We start from the raw sequence: 18,459 nt of genomic DNA on the forward strand, positions 1-18,459 counted from the left end.
GCGAGCCACCACGACGCGAGCGAGACGGACGGAGCGACGATGACGACGCAGGACGAGACACCCGACGACCCGATGACCCGGGAGGAGCTGCAGCGCTCCGTGGAGCGCAAGGCGGAGGAGTTCGCCGAGAAGCTCGAGGCCGCCGAGCGCGAGCGGCCCAGCAACCCCGGGCAGGGCATCACCGCCACCCCGGTGGTGGCCCCGGCCCCGATCGCCGAGCCCGGCGTGCAGTCGGCCCCCTCGGCACCCCAGCCCGAGGCACCCGACGGCGACCCGGCCGAGGTCTCGCACCCGACCCCGCGGGAGGACGGCGAGCACGCCGGCACCGGCGGGGACTCCCCGGCCGAGACCACCGAGATCAGCCCGGCCAGCACCAGCCCGGACGAGGACGGCGAGCGGGACGACACCCCGGCCACCGACACCCCGGCCGCCGACGCCCCCGCCGAGGGCTCCCCCGCCCCCGACGCGGCGCCCCCCGGTGACCAGGCGTCGGCCGCGGAAGCACCGGGCCGGCACGCCGCGGTGATCGGCACGCCGGCCGCCACGCCGGGGCCCAGCGTCTACGACGCCCCGCAGGAGGCCCCGCCGGTCGAGCTGGCCCCCGTCACCGAGAGCCCGGCCGGCCCGGAGCCGGTCGACGGCGAGGCCGTCCGCGCCGTCGTCGAGGGCTGGTCGCACGACCCGCACGCCGTCCTCGGCGCCCACCAGGCCGGCTCGGGCTGGGTGGTCCGCACGCTGCGCCCGGACGCCGTGTCGGTGACCGTGGTGGACCAGGACGGCAGCCGGCACGAGGCCTCCCAGCTGCACGGCGGTGGCGTCTACGAGGCCGCCCTCCCCCAGCAGCCCGGGGACTACCGGGTCGAGGTCGTCTACAGCGACGGCGAGGGCGGCACGAACACCGTGCTCGCCGACGACCCCTACCGGTGGCTGCCCACCCTGGGCGAGGTGGACCAGCACCTGATCCGCGAGGGCCGGCACGAGCGGCTCTGGGAGGTCCTCGGTGCCCACCCGCGCTCCTACGAGACCCCCGGTGGCACCGTCACCGGCGCCTCCTTCGCCGTCTGGGCGCCCAACGCCCGCGGCGTGAAGGTCACCGGCGACTTCGACTGGTGGCAGGCCCGCGCCCTGCCGATGCGCTCGCTGGGCTCCTCCGGCGTCTGGGAGGTCTTCGTCCCCGGTGTCGAGGTCGGCCAGCGCTACCGCTTCCACGTGCTGGGCGCCGACGGCGTCTGGCGGGAGAAGTCGGACCCGATGGCCTTCGCCACCGAGGTGCCGCCGCTGAACGCCTCGGTGGTCACCGAGTCCACCTACACCTGGGACGACGACGCCTGGCTGGCCGACCGCGCGGAGGGCAACTGGCACGCCCGCCCGGTCAGCGCCTACGAGGTGCACGTCGGGTCCTGGAAGCAGGGGCTGTCCTACCGTCAGCTGGCCGACGAGCTGGTCGAGTACGCCACGTACGCCGGGTTCACCCACCTGGAGTTCATGCCGGTCGCCGAGCACCCCTTCGGCGGGTCCTGGGGCTACCAGGTCAGCGGCTACTACGCCCCGTCCTCCCGCTTCGGCGTCCCCGACGACTTCCGTTACCTGGTCGACAAGGCCCACCAGGCGGGCCTGGGCATCATCATCGACTGGGTGCCGGCGCACTTCCCCAAGGACGAGTGGTCGCTGGGCCGCTTCGACGGGACCGCGCTCTACGAGCACGGTGACCCCCAGCGCGGCGAGCAGATGGACTGGGGCACCTACGTCTTCGACTTCGGCCGCTCCGAGGTCCGCAACTTCCTGGTCGCCAACGCCCTGTACTGGCTCAAGGAGTTCCACGTCGACGGCATCCGGGTCGACGCCGTCGCCTCGATGCTCTACCTGGACTACTCCCGCGAGGAGGGCCAGTGGACGCCCAACGTGCACGGCGGCCGGGAGAACCTGGAGGCGGTGGCGTTCCTGCAGGAGATGAACGCGACGGTCTACCGCGAGGTGCCCGGGGTCATGACGATCGCGGAGGAGTCGACCGCGTGGCCGGGCGTCACCCGGCCCACCTACCTGGGCGGCCTGGGCTTCGGCTTCAAGTGGAACATGGGCTGGATGCACGACTCGCTCGGCTACGTCGAGAAGCAGCCGGTGCACCGCGTCTACCACCACAACCAGCTGACGTTCTCCCTGGTCTACGCCTACAGCGAGAACTACGTGCTGCCGATCAGCCACGACGAGGTCGTGTACGGCAAGGGCTCGCTGCTGCGCAAGATGCCCGGTGACCGCTGGCAGCAGCTGGCCAACGTGCGCGCCTACCTGGCCTACATGTGGGCCCACCCGGGCAAGCAGCTGCTCTTCATGGGCCAGGAGTTCGCCCAGGACGGCGAGTGGGCCGACTCCCGCTCGCTGGACTGGTGGCACCTGGACGACCCGGCGCACCGCGGCGTGCTCTCCCTGGTCGCCGACCTCAACGCCCGGTACAAGGAGACCGAGGCGCTGTGGAGCCAGGACGTCGACCCGGCCGGGTTCCAGTGGATCGACGCCAACGACGCGACCAGCAACGTGCTGAGCTTCCTGCGTTACGGCAGCGGCGGCCAGGCACTGGCCTGCGTCGCCAACTTCGCCGGCACCCCGCACGAGGGCTACCGGATCGGCCTGCCGCGCGGTGGCCGCTGGCGTGAGGTCCTCAACACCGACGCCGAGGCCTACGGCGGCTCCGGGGTGGGCAACCTGGGTGGCGTCGACGCCGTCGCCGAGCCGTGGCACGGGCAGCCGTTCTCCGCCACCCTCAGCGCCCCGCCGCTGGGCACCGTCTGGTTCCTGCACGAGAGCTGAGCCGCCCCACCGGGCGACCGCACCCAACGCCCGCCGTCCCACCCGGGACGGCGGGCGCTGTGCGTCCACCCCTGCCGGGTGGCGCACGGACTCGCCTCGTCGCGGAGCCGCAGCGGGTCGGCCATGATGGTGGCGTCGGCCGGTCCCCCGGTCGGCGCGCGGAGAACGGGAGCCCATGACGTCGACGTCCCGCCTGGTGGCTGTCGCTGCCGGCGCCCTGTCCCTGAGCGTGCTGCTCACCGGCTGCTCCTCGACGCTGGTGCCCGGCCAGGCCTCCCCCGCGGGGCCCGCCATCAGCGACGTGGCACCCGGGGACTTCCCGATCACCGGCGCGGCCGAGACCGAGGTCGACGTCACCATGCGCAACGCCCTCGCCGACCTCGACGCGTACTGGAAGGCACAGTTCCCCGACGTCTACGGCGAGGACTTCCCGTCGCTGACCGGTGGCTACTACTCCGTCGACCCGAATGACGTCGACGAGTCGCTGTACCCCGAGGGCGCCATCGGCTGCGGTGCCGATCCACGAGAGGTCGAGCAGAACGCCTTCTACTGCCCTCCGGGTGCCAGCGGGGTCAACGACGACTCGATCAGCTACGACCGGGACTACCTGCAGGAGCTGGCCGGCGAGTTCGGGGGCTTCCTGCCGGCGCTGGTGGCGGCCCACGAGTTCGGGCACGCCGTCCAGGGCCGGGTGGGTTACCCGGCCGGCAACGCCTCCATCAACACCGAGACCCAGGCAGACTGCTTCGCCGGGGCCTGGACCCGCTGGGTCGCCGACGGCAACTCCTCGCACCAGACCATCCGGTCCACCGACCTGGACGACCTGCTGCGGGGCTACCAGCTCCTGCGCGACCCCGTGGGGACGGCCGCGGACAACGAGCAGGCACACGGGTCCTACTTCGACCGGGTCTCTGCTGTGCAGGAGGGGTACGACGGCGGCCCCGCCGCCTGCCGGGACAACTACGAGGGCGACCGGCGGTTCACCCAGGCCGAGTTCACCGAGGAGAACGGAGGCGCATCCGGGGGAGACGCCGAGCCCGAGGCCCTGGTCCAGCTGATCGAGGACTCGTTCCCGACCTACTACGAGGACAGCTTCCCCAGCGACCTGGGCACCGAGTTCAGTGCTCCGACGATCAGCCCGTTCGAGGGCACGGCACCCTCCTGCGAGGGCGTCTCACCAGAAGCCGACGTCTACTTCTGCGCCGCCGACGACACCGTCGGGTACGACGTGACCGACCTCGCCGACCCGGCCTACTCCGACATCGGCGACTACGCGGTCCTCACCGCCGTGGCCATCCCCTACGGGCTCGCTGCCCGCGAGCAGCTGGGTCTGTCGACCGACGACCAGGACGCCATCCGCTCGGCGACCTGCCAGGCCGGGGCGTTCTCCGGGGCCGCGCTCAACGGGGAGATCGCTGTCACCGACGACCAGGGACAGGTCGTGTCCCGCCTGACCATCTCGCCCGGGGACTTCGACGAGGCCGTCCAGTTCCTGCTCAGCTACGGCAAGGACCCGCGGGTCTTCCCCGACGTCAGCCTGTCCGGCTTCCAGCTCGTCGACGTGTTCCGCACCGGCTACCTGCAGGGGCTGACCGCCTGCGGCCTCAGCTGAGCCGAGGCCGCCGGCGGGTCCGACCGCGAGCGGGTCAGAACAGGGCGGCCGACAGCTGCCGGCGGGCGGCCCCCACCCGGGGGTCCTCGTCACCGACGACGCTGAACAGCTCGACCAGGTGCACGCGGGCGACGTCCCGGTCCTCGCCGGCGGTGCGCCGCACGACGTCCAGCAGCCGGGCGAACGCGGCGTCGACGTCGCCGGTGCCCAGCAGGAAGTCCGCGGCCCGGGTCTGGGCGGCGACGTCGTCGGGGGCGGCGTCGGCGGCGGCCAACGCGTTCGGGCCGGCCTCCTCCGCGCGGCGGAACAGCTGCACCTGCTTGAGCGCCAGGCCGGCGACCGGGTGCGTGGGCTCCGCGTCCAGGATCGCCTGGTAGGCGGCCTCGGCGGCAGGCAGGTCGCCGCGGTTCAGCGCGTCGTCGGCGGCGTCCAGGCGCGGGTCCTCGGGCTCCTCGCCCTCCTCGCCCTCGGCAGCGCCGGGCACGCCACCACCGGTGGTCGCGCCGACCAGCTCGGTGACGAACTGGCGGGCCTGCTCCTCGGGGATGGCCCCGGTGAACTCGGCGACCAGCTGGCCCTGCCAGACGGCCTTGACCGCCGGGATGCCCTGCACGCGCAGCCCCTGGGACAGGTTGGGGTTGGCATCGACGTCGACCTTGGCGAGCACCCAGGCACCGCCGCCCTCCAGCGCCAGCTTCTCCAGCACCGGGGACAGCTGCTTGCACGGCCCACACCACTCTGCCCACAGGTCCAGCACGACCGGCACCTGGAAGGAGCGGTCGATGACCTCGGTCTGGAAGGTGGCCTCGTCGACGTCGATCACGGCACTGCCGGCGGCACCCACGGGGGCATCGGCGCTGGGTGGCGGCGCGGCGGCGGCCCGCGCGGCGGCGTCCGAGCGGGCCTTCACCGCGGCCAGGTCGACAGCACCGGCCAGCGACGCGGCCATCTGCGCCTGCTGCGCGGCGGCGCGGGGGTCGGTGGGTCCGGGTCGAGCGGGGCGGTTCGGCTGCATGAGGACGATCATCCCACCGGCCGGGGCGCCGACGCTCGCCACGGGGAGGCCGCCGCTGTGCCCCGGATCACCTCCGCAGGCAGCTCCGGGGGTGACCTGCCCGGACGCCGCGCTCCCCGCTCCCCCGGCCGCCCGTGGGGTTGCGGGGTCCCCCGGGGGGCTGCCTACGGTCGTCGGGCCGATCGGGAGGTCGTCGTCCCCACCGGACGGCCCCGACCCGGCACCGCCGGAGTGCCGCCCCAGCCCGGGGCCAGGCCGAGGGTCGCGAGGTGCCCGTGAGCACCCGACCCGCTCCGCCACTGCCCCCCGCCCGCCGTCCGGTGTGCGCCCGGCGCGTGGTGTCCCGGCGGACGACGCGAGAGGAGCGAGTGCCGCCCATGGCGACCACCCACCCCACCGAGCTCGACCAGCACCACACCAGCAACGACCACCCCCGGGACCACCGCAGCCCGCTGCGGTCCCGGCTGGCCCGGGTCCTCGTGACCGGCGCCGCCGCGGCCACGCTGTCGGTCGGCGTGCTGCCCGGCACCGCGAGCGCCCGGACCGCGGCCCCGGTCGCCGCGACCGCTGCCGCCGGCCAGTCGCCCGCCGCGCAAGCCGCCGTCGACGCCGCGATGACCCAGGTCGGCAAGGGCTACGCCTACGGCGGCAACGGCCCGGACGCCTACGACTGCTCCGGCCTCACCACCGCCGCCTACGCCGCCGCCGGGGTCGCACTGCCGCGGACCAGCAGTGCCCAGTCCCAGGTCGGCACCCCGGTCTCCCGCGCCGACCTCGTCCCCGGTGACCTGGTCTTCTTCTACTCCCCGGTCAGCCACGTCGGCATCTACGTCGGCGACGGCCAGATGGTCAACGCGCTGAACTCCAGCACCGGCGTCGTCGTCAGCAGCGTGGACATGCCCGGCTTCGCCGGCGCCTCCCGCATCGCCTGACGGACCGCCCGGGCAGGGCCGTCCCCCCTGATGTGACATCGAGCGGAGTCCAGGCGGGTCCATCCCCCCGGTGTGACATCGAGGGGGGTCTTCAGGCGTTCGAGCCCCTGGATGTGACATCGAGGGGTTCCGGCTCCTGTCTGCGGGCCTCGGCCTGTGGACGACGGCGCACACGGCCGGGCCGTGTGCAGGCAGGCTCCCCCGGTGGCACCCACCCCGAGCTGTCCGCCCGAACTGCGCGGGGTCGTGTTCCGCGGCTCGCACGCCGTGCGCCGGGGGCAACTGACCACCACGCACCTGCGGTCGAGGGCCTTCGTCCGGCTGTTCCGCGACGTGCGCGCCGGACCCGACGTCGTCGTCGACCACCGGGTGCGGGCCGTCGCGGCAGCGCAGCTGCTGCTGCCCGGCGCCGTGGTCGCCGGTCGCAGCGCTGCCGTCCTGTGGGGCGTCCCCCTCGCCGGGCTGACGGACGACGTCGAGCTGGTCCTGCCGCCCGGGTGCACCTCCGGGCGCGTGGACGGGGTGCGCGTCCGACGCGAACGGATCGCGGTCGAGGAGACGGTGCTCCGGTCCGGCGTCGCCGTCACGTCCTTGGTGCGCACCGCCTTGGACCTGGCCCGCGCGCGCCCGGTCGAGGAGGCGGTTGCCCTGGTGGACCGGTTCCTGCTCGCCGTGCCGGTGGGTCAGGCGGAGGTGCTCGCCGCCGCCCGCGCCGACCCCAGCCGCGGCGCACGCCGTCGCGAGGCCGTGGTGCGACTCGCCGACGGGCTGGCCGAGTCACCCCAGGAGACCGTCGTGCGCCTGCTGCTCCAGCGCGCCGGGCTCCCCGCGCCGATCCCGCAGTTCCGGGTGCTGCACGAGGGGCGGGAGGTGGCCCGGGTGGACCTCGGCTGGCCGGCTCACCGGGTCGCCGTCGAGTACGACGGCCGGTGGCACGGAGGGACCGCACAGTTCGCCCGCGACCGGGCCCGGTTGAACCGGCTCACCGCTGCCGGCTGGCGGGTGGTCTTCGTGACCGCCGAGGACCTGAGGGACCCGGCGTCCGTCGTCGGCCGCGTTCGCGCCGAGCTGGCCCGCTGACCCACGCAGCCGTCACACGGGGCCATCGAACAGCCCCGAGCCGCAGACACCCCTCGATGTCACATCGAGCAGCCCCGAGCCGGGGCGACACCCCTCGATGTGACATCGAGCGGCCCGGGGCGGGGCGACACCGCTCGCTGTGACTTCGAGCTGGGCCGGGGGTCAGGCGGGGGGTGCGGGGCGGAGCGGGGGCGGGGTGCGGACGCCGAAGACCTTCCGCAGCGCCACCTTGGCTGCGTTGTCACCGCACATGCCGTGCACCGCGGGACCCGGCGGGGTGGCGGCGGAGGCGAGGAAGACGCCGTCCAGCGGGGTCGAGTAGGTGTTCCAGCGCGGCACCGGGCGGGCGAGCATCTGGCGGAGCGAGGCCTCGCCGTTGGAGATGTCGCCGCCCACGTCGTTGGGGTTCCACTGCTGCATCTGCGGGGCGGTCATGGTCGCCCGGGCCAGGATCGTGTCCTTGAAGCCGGGGGCGAAGCGCTCGACCTGGGTCTCGATCTCGGCGGTCATGTCGACGTCGGAGCCGTGCGGCACGTGCACGTAGGCCCAGAACACGTGCTTGCCCTCGGGCGCCCGGGTGGGGTCGACCACGGTGGGCTGGACGGCGAGCACGTAGGGGCGGTCGGTCAGCCGACCGGCGGCGGGGGCGGCCTCCCCGGCGATCGTCTCGGACAGCGTGCCGGCGACGTGCACGGTGCCGGCCCGGCGGACGTCGGGGTTGGTCCAGGGCACCGGGTCCGACAGCGCCCAGTCCACCTTGAAGACGCCGGGGCCGTGCTTGTAGCGGTTCACCCAGCGCGCGTACCCGGGGTGCATCCGGTCCCCGGCCATCGCCACGAACGCACCCGGCGAGGTGTCCAGCAGCACGGCCGGGACGCCGTCGAACTCGCGCAGGTCGGTGACCTCGTGGCCGAGTTCGACCGAGCCGCCCTGCTGCTCCAGCGCGGTGACCATGGCGTCGGCCATCGTCTGGGTGCCGCCCTCGGGCAGCGGCCAGCCGCGGTGGTGGGCCAGCATCGACAGCACCATCCCCAGCCCGGCGGTGAGCGGGCGGGTCAGGTCGAGCATCCCGTGTGCGGCGGCGCCGCCGATGAGCGAGCGGGCCTTCTCCCCCTCGAAGGCCTTGTGCGCCAGCCACCGCACGTTGGGTAGCGCGTTGAGGGCGAACCGGGTGATCGCCGGGATGCTGCGGGTGGGCAGCCGGCGGAAGGCGGAGGACAGGAAGAAGTCGATGACGTCGTCGCCGTGCTCGACGAGCTGGCTGAACAGAGCCCGGTAGGCGTCCCCGTCGGCACCCAGGCCGGCGGCGGTCTGCTCCAGCGAGCGGTACGCGACGGCGGCGTCCCCGCCGTCGAGCGGGTGGGCGTAGGCGACCTCGGGGTGCAGCATGCGCACGCCCCGGGACTCCCAGTCGAACTCCCGGAAGAACGGGGAGGCGACGCCCATCGGGTGCACCGCGGAGCAGATGTCGTGTGCGAACCCGGGGAGGGTGACCTCCTCGGTCCGCATCCCGCCACCGGGGCGGTCACCGCGCTCGACGACCTGCACGCGCAGGCCCGCGGCCGACAGGCGCAGGGCAGCGGCCAGGCCGTTCGGGCCGGCTCCGACGACGACGGCGTCCGGCTTGGTGGTCACCTCCCCATCCTCCCCCGGCGGGGGTCAGAGCCGCCCGACGAGCTCGTCGGCCGCGGCGTAGGGGTCCAGCTCGCCGACCAGCACCCGGCCGGCCAGGGCGTCCAGCGCCTCGGCGCCGCCGACGTCGCCCATCCGCCGGCGCAGCTCGCCGACGGCGATGGCCTCCACCTCGCGGGCGGCCCGCAGCCGTCGCCGGCGCTCGCCCTCCCCGGAGGTGGTGAGCCAGGCGCGGTGGTCCTCGACCGCGGCGAGCAGGTCGTCCACCCCGTTGTCGGCGTCCCGGGAGGCCACGGTGCGCACGACCGGGGGCCGCCAGCCGGCATCCGGGGCCATGGTGAGCATGGAGCGCAGCTCGCGGGCGGTGCGGTCCGCGCCGTCCCGGTCGGCCTTGTTGACCACGAGGACGTCGGCGACCTCGAGGATGCCGGCCTTGGCCGCCTGCACGCCGTCGCCCATGCCGGGGGCGACGAGCACCAGGGTGGTGTCGGCCAGCGAGGCGACCTCCAGCTCCGACTGCCCCACCCCCACGGTCTCGACGACGACGACGTCGCAGCCGGCCGCGTCGAGCACCCCCAGCGCCTGCGGGGTGGCCCAGGACAGCCCGCCCAGGTGCCCGCGGGAGGCCATCGAGCGGATGAAGACCCCGGGGTCGCCGGCGTGGTCGCCCATCCGCACCCGGTCGCCCAGCAGCGCCCCACCGGAGAACGGCGAGGACGGGTCGACGGCGAGGACCCCGACCCGCAGGTCCCGGGCACGCAGCCCCCGGACGACAGCCGTGGTGGTGGTCGACTTGCCGACGCCGGGCGGGCCGGTGATGCCCAGCACCCGGGCGCCGCCGGTGTGCGGGGCCAGCGCTGCGGCCACCTCGCGGAGGACCGGGCTCTCGTCCTCGACCAGGCTGATCAGCCGGGCGACCGAGCGGGGGTCGCCGTCCCGGGCGCCGGCGACGAGTGCGCCGACGTCCGGGGTGCGGCGTCCCACGGTCAGGCGGGGACGTGCAGGACCAGCGCGTCGCCCTGGCCGCCGCCACCGCACAGCGCGGCGGCGCCGACGCCGCCACCGCGGCGCTTGAGCTCCAGGGCCAGGTGCAGGGCGATCCGGGCGCCGCTCATGCCGACCGGGTGGCCCAGTGCGATGGCCCCGCCGTTGACGTTGACGCGCTCGGGGTCCAGGCCGAGCTCGCGGGTGGACACGATGCCGACCGCGGCGAACGCCTCGTTGATCTCGACCAGGTCCAGGTCGGTGGGGCTGATGCCCTCGCGGGCGCAGGCCTTGGCGATGGCGGCCGAGGGCTGCTGCTGCAGCGTGGCGTCCGGCCCGGCCACGACGCCGTGCGCGCCGATCTCGGCCAGCACGGTCAGGCCCAGCTCGGCGGCCTTGGCGGCGCTCATCACCACGACGGCGGCGGCGCCGTCGGAGATCTGCGAGGCCGTGCCGGCGGTGATGGTGCCGTCCTTCGAGAAGGCCGGCTTCAGCTTGCCGAGGGTCTCGGTGGTCGTGTCGGCCCGGATGCCCTCGTCCTCGCGGAACTCGATCGGGTCGCCCTTCCGCTGCGGGATGGACACCGTCACGATCTCGTCGTCGAACAGACCGTTCTTGTGCGCGGCCGCGGCCCGCTGGTGGCTGGCCGCGGCGAAGGCGTCCTGCTCCTCGCGGGTGAGCTCGTAGCGGCTGTTGGCCTGCTCGGTCAGCAGACCCATCGCGACCTGGTCGAAGGTGTCGGAGAGCCCGTCGTGGCTCATCGAGTCCACCAGCGCGGTGTCACCGAACTTGGTGCCCGAGCGGCTGTTGGCCAGCAGGTGCGGGGCCTGGGTCATCGACTCCATGCCCCCGGCGACGACGACCTCGAACTCACCGGCGCGGATGAGCTGGTCGGCCAGCGCGATGGCGTCCAGCCCGGACAGGCAGACCTTGTTCAGCGTGAACGAGGGCACCGACATCGGGATGCCGCCGGCGACCGCGGCCGGGCGGGCCGGGTTCTGGCCGGCGCCGGCCTGGATGACCTGGCCCATGATCACGTACTCGACCTGGTCGCCGCTGATGCCTGCCTTCTCCAGGGCGCCCTTGATGGCGACGCCCCCGAGGTCGGCGGCGGAGAAGTCCTTGAGCGAGCCGAGCAGCCGGCCCATCGGGGTGCGGGCGCCGCCGACGATCACGGAGCGGTTCTTCGCTGCAGGCTGGGTCATGCCGTCCTCCACTCGGTCCGGCCACCCTCGTTGGCGACCTCGTCCGGCCCTCCAGCGTAGGGCTGCCCGGGGTCCGACGCCGACGGCTGGTGACCGAGGTCACCGGGCTGGCCCCCGCCCGGGGGTGCCGGTCCCGCGGGGCGACCGGCAGCATGCCGGCATGAGCGTCGACGGAGCCGCCACCGGCCTGCCCACCGAGCTGTTCACCACGATCGACCACGTGGGGATCGCCGTCCCCGACCTGGACGAGGCGTTGGCCTTCTACGACCGGGCCTTCGGGATCGTGTCGGTGCACGAGGAGACCAACGAGGAGCAGGGCGTCCGCGAGGCCATGCTCGCCGTCGGCGACGGCCAGACCCGGATCCAGCTGCTCGCGCCGCTGACCCCGGAGTCCACGATCGCGAAGTTCATCGGCCGCTCGGGCCCGGGCCTGCAGCAGCTGGCCTTCCGGGTGGTCGACGTCGAGGCGGTCAGCGCCGTGCTGCGCGAGCGCGGACTGCGGCTGCTCTACGACGAGCCCCGTCGCGGGACGTCGGGCAGCCGGGTCAACTTCGTGCACCCCAAGGACGCCGGGGGCGTGCTGGTCGAGCTGGTCGAGCCCGCCCCGACGTCCTGACGGCGCACTGAGGCGCCGCTCACACTGCCTTGCCACTTCCCTACTGGTCAGTAACATCCGGCACCACCTGCAGGACCCCGCACGACTCCGAGCCAACGACGACCCGGGAGCACCGCGTGAACGAGATCAGGGACGCCATCCTCGCCGACCACCTCAGCGACATCGGGGGCCTGGCCGTGCCGGACTCCTACCGCGGTGTGCTGGTGCGCAGGGACGAGCAGGACGTGTTCGAGGGCCTGCCCACCAAGGAGAAGGACCCCCGCAGGTCCCTCCACGTGGAAGAGGTGGCCACCCCCGAGCTCGGCCCGGGCGAGGCGGTGGTGGCGGTGATGGCCAGCTCGGTCAACTACAACACCGTCTGGACGTCGATCTTCGAGCCCGTGAGCACGTTCGGGTTCCTGGCCCGCTACGGCAAGCTCTCCGAGCTCACCAAGAAGCACGACCTGCCGTACCACGTGGTGGGCTCAGACCTGGCCGGCGTCGTCCTGCGGGTGGGCCCCGGGGTGAACAAGTGGAAGCCCGGCGACGAGGTCGTCGCGCACTGCCTGTCCGTCGAGCTCGAGGACCCGGCCGGCCACGACGACACGATGATGGACCCGCAGCAGCGGATCTGGGGCTTCGAGACCAACTTCGGCGGCCTGGCCGAGCTGGCCCTGGTCAAGAGCAACCAGCTGATGCCCAAGCCCGGCCACCTCACCTGGGAGGAGGCCGCCGCGCCGGGCCTGGTGAACTCCACCGCCTACCGGCAGCTGGTCAGCCACAACGGCGCGAACATGAAGCAGGGCGACACCGTGCTCATCTGGGGCGCCTCGGGTGGCCTGGGCTCCTACGCCACCCAGATGGCGCTCAACGGCGGCGCGATCCCGGTCTGCGTCGTCTCCAGCCCGGAGAAGGCCGAGATCGTCCGGCGGATGGGCGCCGAGCTGGTCATCGACCGCTCCGCCGAGGGCTACCGGTTCTGGAAGGACGAGCACGAGCAGGACCCCAAGGAGTGGCAGCGGCTGGGCAAGAAGATCCGCGAGCTCACCGGCGGCGACGACCCCGACATCGTCTTCGAGCACCCCGGCCGGGAGACCTTCGGCGCCAGCGTCTACGTCGCCAAGAAGGGCGGCACGATCGTCACCTGCGCCTCCACCAGCGGCTACATGCACTCCTACGACAACCGCTACCTGTGGATGAACCTCAAGCGGATCGTCGGCTCGCACTTCGCGAACTACAAGGAGGCGTGGGAGGCCAACCGGCTCATCGACAAGGGCCTCATCCACCCGACGCTGTCCAAGGTCTACCCGATGGAGGAGGTCGGGCAGGCCGCGCTGGACGTCCACCGCAACGCCCACCAGGGCAAGGTCGGGGTGCTGACGCTGGCCCCCGAGGAGGGTCTCGGCGTCCGGGACACCGCCAAGCGGGAGCAGCACCTGGAGGCCATCAACCGCTTCCGCGGGGTCTGAGCACACCGCGCCGGGCCGGTCCTGCGCACTGCCTGTGAGAGTGCGACGGACCGGCCCGACACGCCCGACAGGGCCCCGGGTGTCTGGGAGGATGGGCCCATGAGCGACCCCCACGCCGACCTGCTGCCGCTCCGCGAGGCCACCTACTCCTTCGAGGTGGTGCGCAAGGGGTACGACCGCGACCAGGTCGCCGAGGCGATCGAACGCCTGGACGCGGACCTGCGGGTCACGATGGCCGACCGGGACGCCGCGGCACAGCGGTCCTCGGAACTGGCCTCGCAGCTCAACGCGCTGCAGAGCGAGATGGAGGGGCTGCGCCGCAAGGCCGCCTCGGCCGGGGCGCCCACCTTCGAGAACATGGGCGAGCGCATCTCGCACATGCTGCGGCTGGCCGAGGAGGAGGCCGCGGAGATCCGTCGTGCCGCGGAGGCCGACGCCGAGCAGGTCCGGGCGCGGGCCACGGCCGACGCGCAGGCCGCCGACGAGCGGACCCGGGCCGGCCAGACCGAGACCGAGGAGCTGCTCGCCGGCGCCCGGCAGCAGGCCGGCGAGGTCACCGCCGCCGCTCAGGCGCACGCCGACGAGCTGGTCACGGCCGCCGAGGAGCGCGTCGCGCGGCTCGACGCCGACTCCCAGGCCCGGCGGACGAAGATCGAGGAGGACTTCGAGATCGCCCAGCGGGCCCGTCGCAGCGAGGCGGCCCGGCTCGAGGAGGAGCGCGACCGCTCCTCGCGGCAGGCCGCCGAGCAGCGTGTCGCCGCGGCCGAGCAGCACGCCGCGGGCCTGGTCGCCGACGCCGAGGCGCGGGCGGCCTCGATCCGCCGGGTGCGCGACGAGCTGACCTCCCGGCTGCACGACGTGCGGGCCCTGCTGGGCCAGCTCCCCGACCTGGGCGACCGTCCCGACCCCGAGGCGCCGGCGGAGCCGGCGTCCGACCCGGCGGGGGCGACGCCGGCACCGACCGGGCCGGCCGGGCCGGCCGTGCCGGCCCAGGCCGCCGGGCAGCAGCAGGGGCCGCCGGCCCCGGGCGCCACCCGCGCCCCGGGTCGTCCCGCCGTCCCCACCCCGGCGGGCGACGACGGTCCCTCCACCGCGGTGCAGCCCGCGGTGCGCTCCGTGCCCGCCTCCACCGGCAGCGTCCCGGCCCAGCCGCAGGGCAGCTCACCCCGCCGCTGACCCCGCACCACCAGCACGCCCCCGGACGCCCGCCTGCTCCCCGGAGCAGGCGGGCGTCCGTCGTCCGACTGGCCTTCCGTGACTCAGCGTGTCAAGATCAACACAGGAACGGGCGGGTCTCCGATCGTCGACCCGCGCATCGGTCACGGGGTGACCGACCCCCCGGCGGCCAGGAGGGACGACGTGCCCGAGCAGTCCACCCTGGACGACGCCGCACCTGCACAGGCGCCCTCCGACCGCGCCGACCGACCGGCCCGCCACCGGTCCACCCGCGCCGCCCCTCCCCGCTGGTCGGCGCTGGCCCCGCTCGCCGCCGTGCTGGTCAGCGCCCTGCTGGCCGCCCGGACGCTGCGCAGCAGCCCGCTCGCCGACGACGGCGCCCTGACCGGTCCGGCCTGGGCCTGGCTGGACGGCGGCCCCACTCCGGCACTGCTCACCCCGGACGGCCTGGCCACGGTGCACACCGCCGGCTGGGCGCTGGCGACCCGGGCCTTCGACCGACACGACGGGCTCGCCGCAGCCGGGCGCGAGCTGCTCTGGACCACGCTGGTCGTGTCCTGCCTGCTCCTCTGGGCTCTGGCCCGCCGCGCCGGCCTCGGGGACGGCGCCGCCGCGATCGCCGTGCTGGCCTTCGGTGCGGTGCCCGGGCTGGTGCTCCTGCACGCGGTCAGCTCCCCCGCCTCACTGGCCGTGCCCTGGGTGCTGCTCGCCGGGCTGCTGGCCACCCGGCACCGACGCCGCGGACCCCGGACGGCCGCGGCGCTGTGCCTCGCCCCCGCGGTGCTGCTGGCCCCCGACGTGGCCCTGCTCCTGGTCGCCGCTGCGGCCGGGGCGCTGTCGGCCGGCCGGGTCCGCCCGGACTGGTCGCCGACCGTCCGGGTGGTCGCAGCGGGCCTGCTCGCGCCGGTGTTCGTCGCCCTGGTGCTGCTGCTCCCGGGATGGGACCCCCAGCCCCCGGTGACCACGCCCTGGGCGGCCGGGGAGACGCCGTCGGTCCTGCTGACCGCGGGCCTGCTCACCGCCGGCGCCCTCGCCGCCTGGCTGCTGCCCCGCTGGCGGCCGCCGGCGGCTGCACTGGCGGTCACCACCCTGGCCGCCGTCGCTCCCCCCGGACGGTTCGCGGCGCTCGTGGTGTGCCTGCCGGTGGCCGCGGTCCTGGTCAGTGCCCTCGTGCAGCGCCTGGTGACGGTGCCCGGCGTGCACCGGGCGCGGCCCGTGCTGCTGGTCGTGGGCGGCGCGACGCTGGCCACCGCGGTCGCCCTGGCGGCGGTCGTGCTGCCCTCCGCACGGGCCGACGACTTCGGGGCTGCCGACCGGGCGGAGCTGCTGGACTGGCTGGGCTCCGAGGTGTCCCCGCAGACCCCGGTGGCCGCCGACGGGCTGCTCGCCGACGAGCTGGACCGCGCCGGCGTCACCGTCGGCAGCGGTGGGCTGGAGGTCCTGCGCGGGGAGCCGGCCGACGAGGCCGTCCGCGAGGACGTGGTCGCCCGCTTCGGCGACGACGACACCGCCCTCGTCGTGGTGGACCCGGGCCGGGCCGAGCCGACGGCCGACCAGCGCGCCCTCCGCCGCCAGCTGGCCGCGGCCCTGCTGACCAACCCGACCACCGCCGAGGCCGGTCAGGCCACCGGCGCCCTGCTCTCCGGCGACGTCGACCCGCGTCTGCTCACCCTGCTGGCCGGCATCGCCGCCCAGTACGGCGTCGGCATCTCCTCGTTGCCCGCGGTCCCCGGCGAGGTGGGCACCCCGGTCCGCCGGGTCGTCGTGGACTCCGTAGCCGGTACGCCACTGCGCGAGGACCCCGGCCTCGTCGTCCTGGTCACCACCTGGCTGTCGGCGCAGCTGCCGCCCTACGCGCCGGCGTCGGTGACCCCGCTCGAGGACGGCCTGCTCATCTCCTACGGCTACGCCTCCGACCCCGACGGCCTGGTCGTCGCCGCAGGTGGGTAGGCGGTCGGCCACCGCGACGTGCATCATGGGGACGGACCGTTCCCGGTCCGGGAACCGCCTCGCAGCGCCCCCGCAGCACACCCCGCAGCACACCGCAGCCCCAGCCCAGGAGGCCCCCTCGTGACGACCCGGCTCACCCGAGGACTCGGCGTCCTCCTGCTCGCCGGGTTGATCGCACTCGTCGGCGGCGCCTCGGCGGCCGGGGCGGCCGACGGCGGGGTGCTCCGCCTGGCGCACCTGAGCCCGGACACACCCGCGGTGGACGTCTACGTGGACTCCGTCGACACCCCGGACTCCGGCATCCTGCTGACCGGCGTCTCCTACGGCACGGTCTCGGACTACCAGTCGGTGCCCGCCGGCACCTACACGGTGTCCATGCGCGCGGCCGGTGCCGCGGCCACCTCGGCCCCGGTGCTCTCGACGACCGTCACCGTCGCGGCCGGCAGCGCCTACACCGTCGCGGGCGTCGGCGAGTTCGCCTCCCTCGGCCTCGAGGTCATCCCGGACGACCTGGCCCTGCCCGCCGAGGGCCAGGCCCGGGCCCGGGTGGTCAACGCCGCGTCCACGCTCACCCCGGCCGACGTGTCGCTGGCCGACGGCGACGAGCTGGCCGGCGGCCTGGCCTTCGCCGCCCAGACCGGCTACGTCTCGGTCCCCGGCGGCCAGACCACCCTCGAGGTCAGCGGCGGCTCCTCGGCCGGCACCGACCTGCCCGTCGAGCTGACCAGCGGGTCCACCTACACCGTGCTGCTGCTGGACAGCGACGCCGGTGTCGAGGTCCGCGCCGTCCTGGACGCGGCCAGCCCGGGCGTCGTCCCGACCGGTGGCGTCGAGGCCGGTGGCGGGGGCGCCGACGGCGGGTCCCCGGTCCTGCCCCTCGCCCTCGGCGGCATCGCGGCCTCCGCGGTGCTCGGCCTGCTGGTCACCGCCGGCCGCCGACTGCCGCACCGGCACGCGGTCGCCGGTCGGCACGCTGCCGCCTGAGCGCGACCGCCCCACCTCCCGCCCGTCCGTGCCCAGGCACACCCCGCACCGTCACCGCACCCGGCGGCGTCCCGGCCTGACCGCCGTGCGCTGGGTGCTGGCGCTGGTGGCCGTCGTCGCCGGCTCCGTCGCCCTGCTGGCCCCGCGCGGCCCCCAGGACGTGGGGCCCACCGTGGCCGGGTCGCCACCGGCCCCGGTCGTGGTGGCCGAGCAGGTCGCCTCGGACGTCCCCGTCCCGGTCTCGGTCTCCGTGCCGGCCATCGGACTGACCAGCAGCCTGGTGACCATCGGCGTCGACCGGACCGGCGCCCTGGTGCCCCCGGCCGACTACGCCCAGGCCGGCTGGTTCGCCGACGGCCCCGCGCCGGGTGCGGTCGGACCGGCCGTGCTGGCCGGCCACGTCGACTCCCGCTCGGGGCCCGCGGTGTTCTTCCGGCTCGAGGAGCTGCAGCCCGGCGCCCGGGTCGAGGTCGGCCGCAGCGACGGCAGCACACTGGCCTTCGAGGTCACCCGGGTCGCGGAGTACCCCAAGTCCGACTTCGCCACGGCCGAGGTCTACGGCCCCACCGTGGACGCCCAGCTGCGGCTGATCACCTGCGGCGGGGAGTTCGACCGCAGCCGGCGCAGCTACACCGACAACATCGTGGTCTACGCGACCGCCGTCTGAGGACGCCGCCCGGGACGACGCCGTCGGGTCCTAGCGGTGTCGGCGGTCTCGCGTGCGCCAGCAGACGCTGTGCCAGTGCCGACGCCAGTCCAGCGAGGACTCGGTGTCCCAGGGGTCCAGGTCGGAGTCCCGGGCGTAGACCGGCCAGGTGACCACGTGCGGCGTCCCCGGCCGGATCTCCTGGTCGCAACCCGGGCAGCGGTAGGTGCGCTGGCTCGCCGCGCCGGTGACCTGCCGGACGACCCAGTCGCCGTCGGCGGCCTGCTCGACCGGTTCGGGCCGGGTGAGCGGAGGACGGGTGGCGCGGCCGGTCCGCCGCTGCCCCCGTCCTCTGCCCATGTCGGCCCCGACGC

At 74.9% G+C, this 18,459-nt stretch carries 15 protein-coding genes; 10 read left to right on the forward strand and 5 right to left on the reverse strand.

Annotated elements, in window-relative coordinates; translation table 11 throughout:
- The first annotated feature begins 39 nt into the window (after window positions 1-39).
- Together glgB and ASG41_RS00790 are read left to right on the forward strand one after the other, a co-directional pair.
- On the forward strand, window positions 40-2,805 hold the full coding sequence (gene glgB, locus ASG41_RS00785) for a 1,4-alpha-glucan branching protein GlgB (RefSeq protein ID WP_082556441.1): 2,766 nt from the start codon (window positions 40-42) through the stop codon (window positions 2,803-2,805).
- Window positions 2,806-2,980: 175 nt separating this feature from the next.
- The gene (locus ASG41_RS00790; protein ID WP_056288373.1) at window positions 2,981-4,417 is read left to right on the forward strand and encodes a neutral zinc metallopeptidase; all 1,437 of its coding nucleotides are present in this window, start codon (window positions 2,981-2,983) and stop codon (window positions 4,415-4,417) included.
- A gap of 34 nt (window positions 4,418-4,451) precedes the next feature.
- Here ASG41_RS00790 and ASG41_RS00795 read toward each other — a convergent pair whose 3' ends face one another.
- Window positions 4,452-5,432 (reverse strand): tetratricopeptide repeat protein, encoded by a 981-nt coding sequence (locus tag ASG41_RS00795; RefSeq protein ID WP_082556517.1) that lies wholly within the window; start codon window positions 5,430-5,432, stop codon window positions 4,452-4,454.
- Between the two features lie 377 nt (window positions 5,433-5,809).
- Here ASG41_RS00795 and ASG41_RS00800 point away from each other — a divergent pair, with 377 nt between their 5' ends.
- Together ASG41_RS00800 and ASG41_RS00805 are read left to right on the forward strand one after the other, a co-directional pair.
- Window positions 5,810-6,364, forward strand: coding sequence for a C40 family peptidase (locus ASG41_RS00800; RefSeq protein WP_056288375.1), 555 nt, complete (start codon window positions 5,810-5,812; stop codon window positions 6,362-6,364).
- Window positions 6,365-6,568: 204 nt separating this feature from the next.
- A complete protein-coding gene (locus ASG41_RS00805) occupies window positions 6,569-7,444 on the forward strand; it encodes a hypothetical protein (RefSeq protein ID WP_056288378.1) in 876 nt (291 codons plus the stop codon).
- Window positions 7,445-7,606: 162 nt separating this feature from the next.
- On the opposite strand, the gene ASG41_RS00810 is transcribed toward ASG41_RS00805, so the two are convergent.
- Genes ASG41_RS00810 through ASG41_RS00820 form a run of 3 tightly spaced genes read right to left on the reverse strand, consistent with a single transcriptional unit; the run spans window position 7,607 to window position 11,265 of the window.
- Complete coding sequence (locus ASG41_RS00810) at window positions 7,607-9,079, reverse strand: NAD(P)/FAD-dependent oxidoreductase (protein ID WP_056288381.1); 1,473 nt, start codon at window positions 9,077-9,079, stop codon at window positions 7,607-7,609.
- A gap of 24 nt (window positions 9,080-9,103) precedes the next feature.
- Window positions 9,104-10,060, reverse strand: coding sequence for a methylmalonyl Co-A mutase-associated GTPase MeaB (meaB, locus tag ASG41_RS00815; protein WP_056288384.1), 957 nt, complete (start codon window positions 10,058-10,060; stop codon window positions 9,104-9,106).
- A 2-nt stretch (window positions 10,061-10,062) separates the two neighbouring features.
- On the reverse strand, window positions 10,063-11,265 hold the full coding sequence (locus ASG41_RS00820) for an acetyl-CoA C-acetyltransferase (protein ID WP_056290004.1): 1,203 nt from the start codon (window positions 11,263-11,265) through the stop codon (window positions 10,063-10,065).
- Between the two features lie 160 nt (window positions 11,266-11,425).
- Here ASG41_RS00820 and mce point away from each other — a divergent pair, with 160 nt between their 5' ends.
- The 6 genes from mce to ASG41_RS00850 all read left to right on the forward strand — a co-directional run bounded on the left by mce (window position 11,426) and on the right by ASG41_RS00850 (window position 18,106).
- Window positions 11,426-11,881 (forward strand): methylmalonyl-CoA epimerase, encoded by a 456-nt coding sequence (gene mce / locus ASG41_RS00825; RefSeq protein ID WP_056290007.1) that lies wholly within the window; start codon window positions 11,426-11,428, stop codon window positions 11,879-11,881.
- 116 nt (window positions 11,882-11,997) lie between these two features.
- Window positions 11,998-13,329, forward strand: a complete 1,332-nt coding sequence (gene ccrA / locus ASG41_RS00830) for a crotonyl-CoA carboxylase/reductase (RefSeq protein WP_056288387.1) — start codon at window positions 11,998-12,000, stop codon at window positions 13,327-13,329.
- A gap of 99 nt (window positions 13,330-13,428) precedes the next feature.
- Complete coding sequence (locus tag ASG41_RS00835; protein WP_056288392.1) at window positions 13,429-14,505, forward strand: hypothetical protein; 1,077 nt, start codon at window positions 13,429-13,431, stop codon at window positions 14,503-14,505.
- Between the two features lie 183 nt (window positions 14,506-14,688).
- Entirely contained in the window at window positions 14,689-16,455 is a 1,767-nt protein-coding gene (locus ASG41_RS00840) for a hypothetical protein (protein ID WP_056288395.1), read from the forward strand.
- 120 nt (window positions 16,456-16,575) lie between these two features.
- A complete protein-coding gene (locus ASG41_RS00845; protein WP_056288397.1) occupies window positions 16,576-17,439 on the forward strand; it encodes a DUF4397 domain-containing protein in 864 nt (287 codons plus the stop codon).
- 28 nt (window positions 17,440-17,467) lie between these two features.
- Window positions 17,468-18,106 carry a class F sortase gene (locus ASG41_RS00850; RefSeq protein ID WP_082556443.1) on the forward strand — a complete coding sequence of 213 codons (639 nt, stop codon included), beginning with the start codon at window positions 17,468-17,470 and terminating at the stop codon, window positions 18,104-18,106.
- Window positions 18,107-18,136: 30 nt separating this feature from the next.
- Here ASG41_RS00850 and ASG41_RS00855 read toward each other — a convergent pair whose 3' ends face one another.
- Entirely contained in the window at window positions 18,137-18,445 is a 309-nt protein-coding gene (locus ASG41_RS00855) for a hypothetical protein (RefSeq protein ID WP_056288400.1), read from the reverse strand.
- Between the last annotated feature and the right edge of the window lie 14 nt (window positions 18,446-18,459).

Origin of the sequence: Modestobacter sp. Leaf380 (genome assembly GCF_001424485.1) — a bacterium.
In the GTDB taxonomy this organism is placed as follows: Bacteria; Actinomycetota; Actinomycetes; order Mycobacteriales; family Geodermatophilaceae; genus Klenkia.

What these genes read in the sequence shown, in the direction of transcription:
- ASG41_RS00790 (WP_056288373.1), top strand. Translation starts at nt 2,981, where the DNA reads ATGACGTCGACGTCCCGCCTGGTGGCTGTCGCTGCCGGCGCCCTGTCC.
- ASG41_RS00795 (WP_082556517.1), bottom strand. Translation starts at nt 5,432, where the DNA reads ATGCAGCCGAACCGCCCCGCTCGACCCGGACCCACCGACCCCCGCGCC.
- ASG41_RS00820 (WP_056290004.1), bottom strand. Translation starts at nt 11,265, where the DNA reads ATGACCCAGCCTGCAGCGAAGAACCGCTCCGTGATCGTCGGCGGCGCC.
- ASG41_RS00855 (WP_056288400.1), bottom strand. Translation starts at nt 18,445, where the DNA reads ATGGGCAGAGGACGGGGGCAGCGGCGGACCGGCCGCGCCACCCGTCCT.
- glgB (WP_082556441.1), top strand. Translation starts at nt 40, where the DNA reads ATGACGACGCAGGACGAGACACCCGACGACCCGATGACCCGGGAGGAG.
- mce (WP_056290007.1), top strand. Translation starts at nt 11,426, where the DNA reads ATGAGCGTCGACGGAGCCGCCACCGGCCTGCCCACCGAGCTGTTCACC.
- ASG41_RS00835 (WP_056288392.1), top strand. Translation starts at nt 13,429, where the DNA reads ATGAGCGACCCCCACGCCGACCTGCTGCCGCTCCGCGAGGCCACCTAC.
- ASG41_RS00800 (WP_056288375.1), top strand. Translation starts at nt 5,810, where the DNA reads ATGGCGACCACCCACCCCACCGAGCTCGACCAGCACCACACCAGCAAC.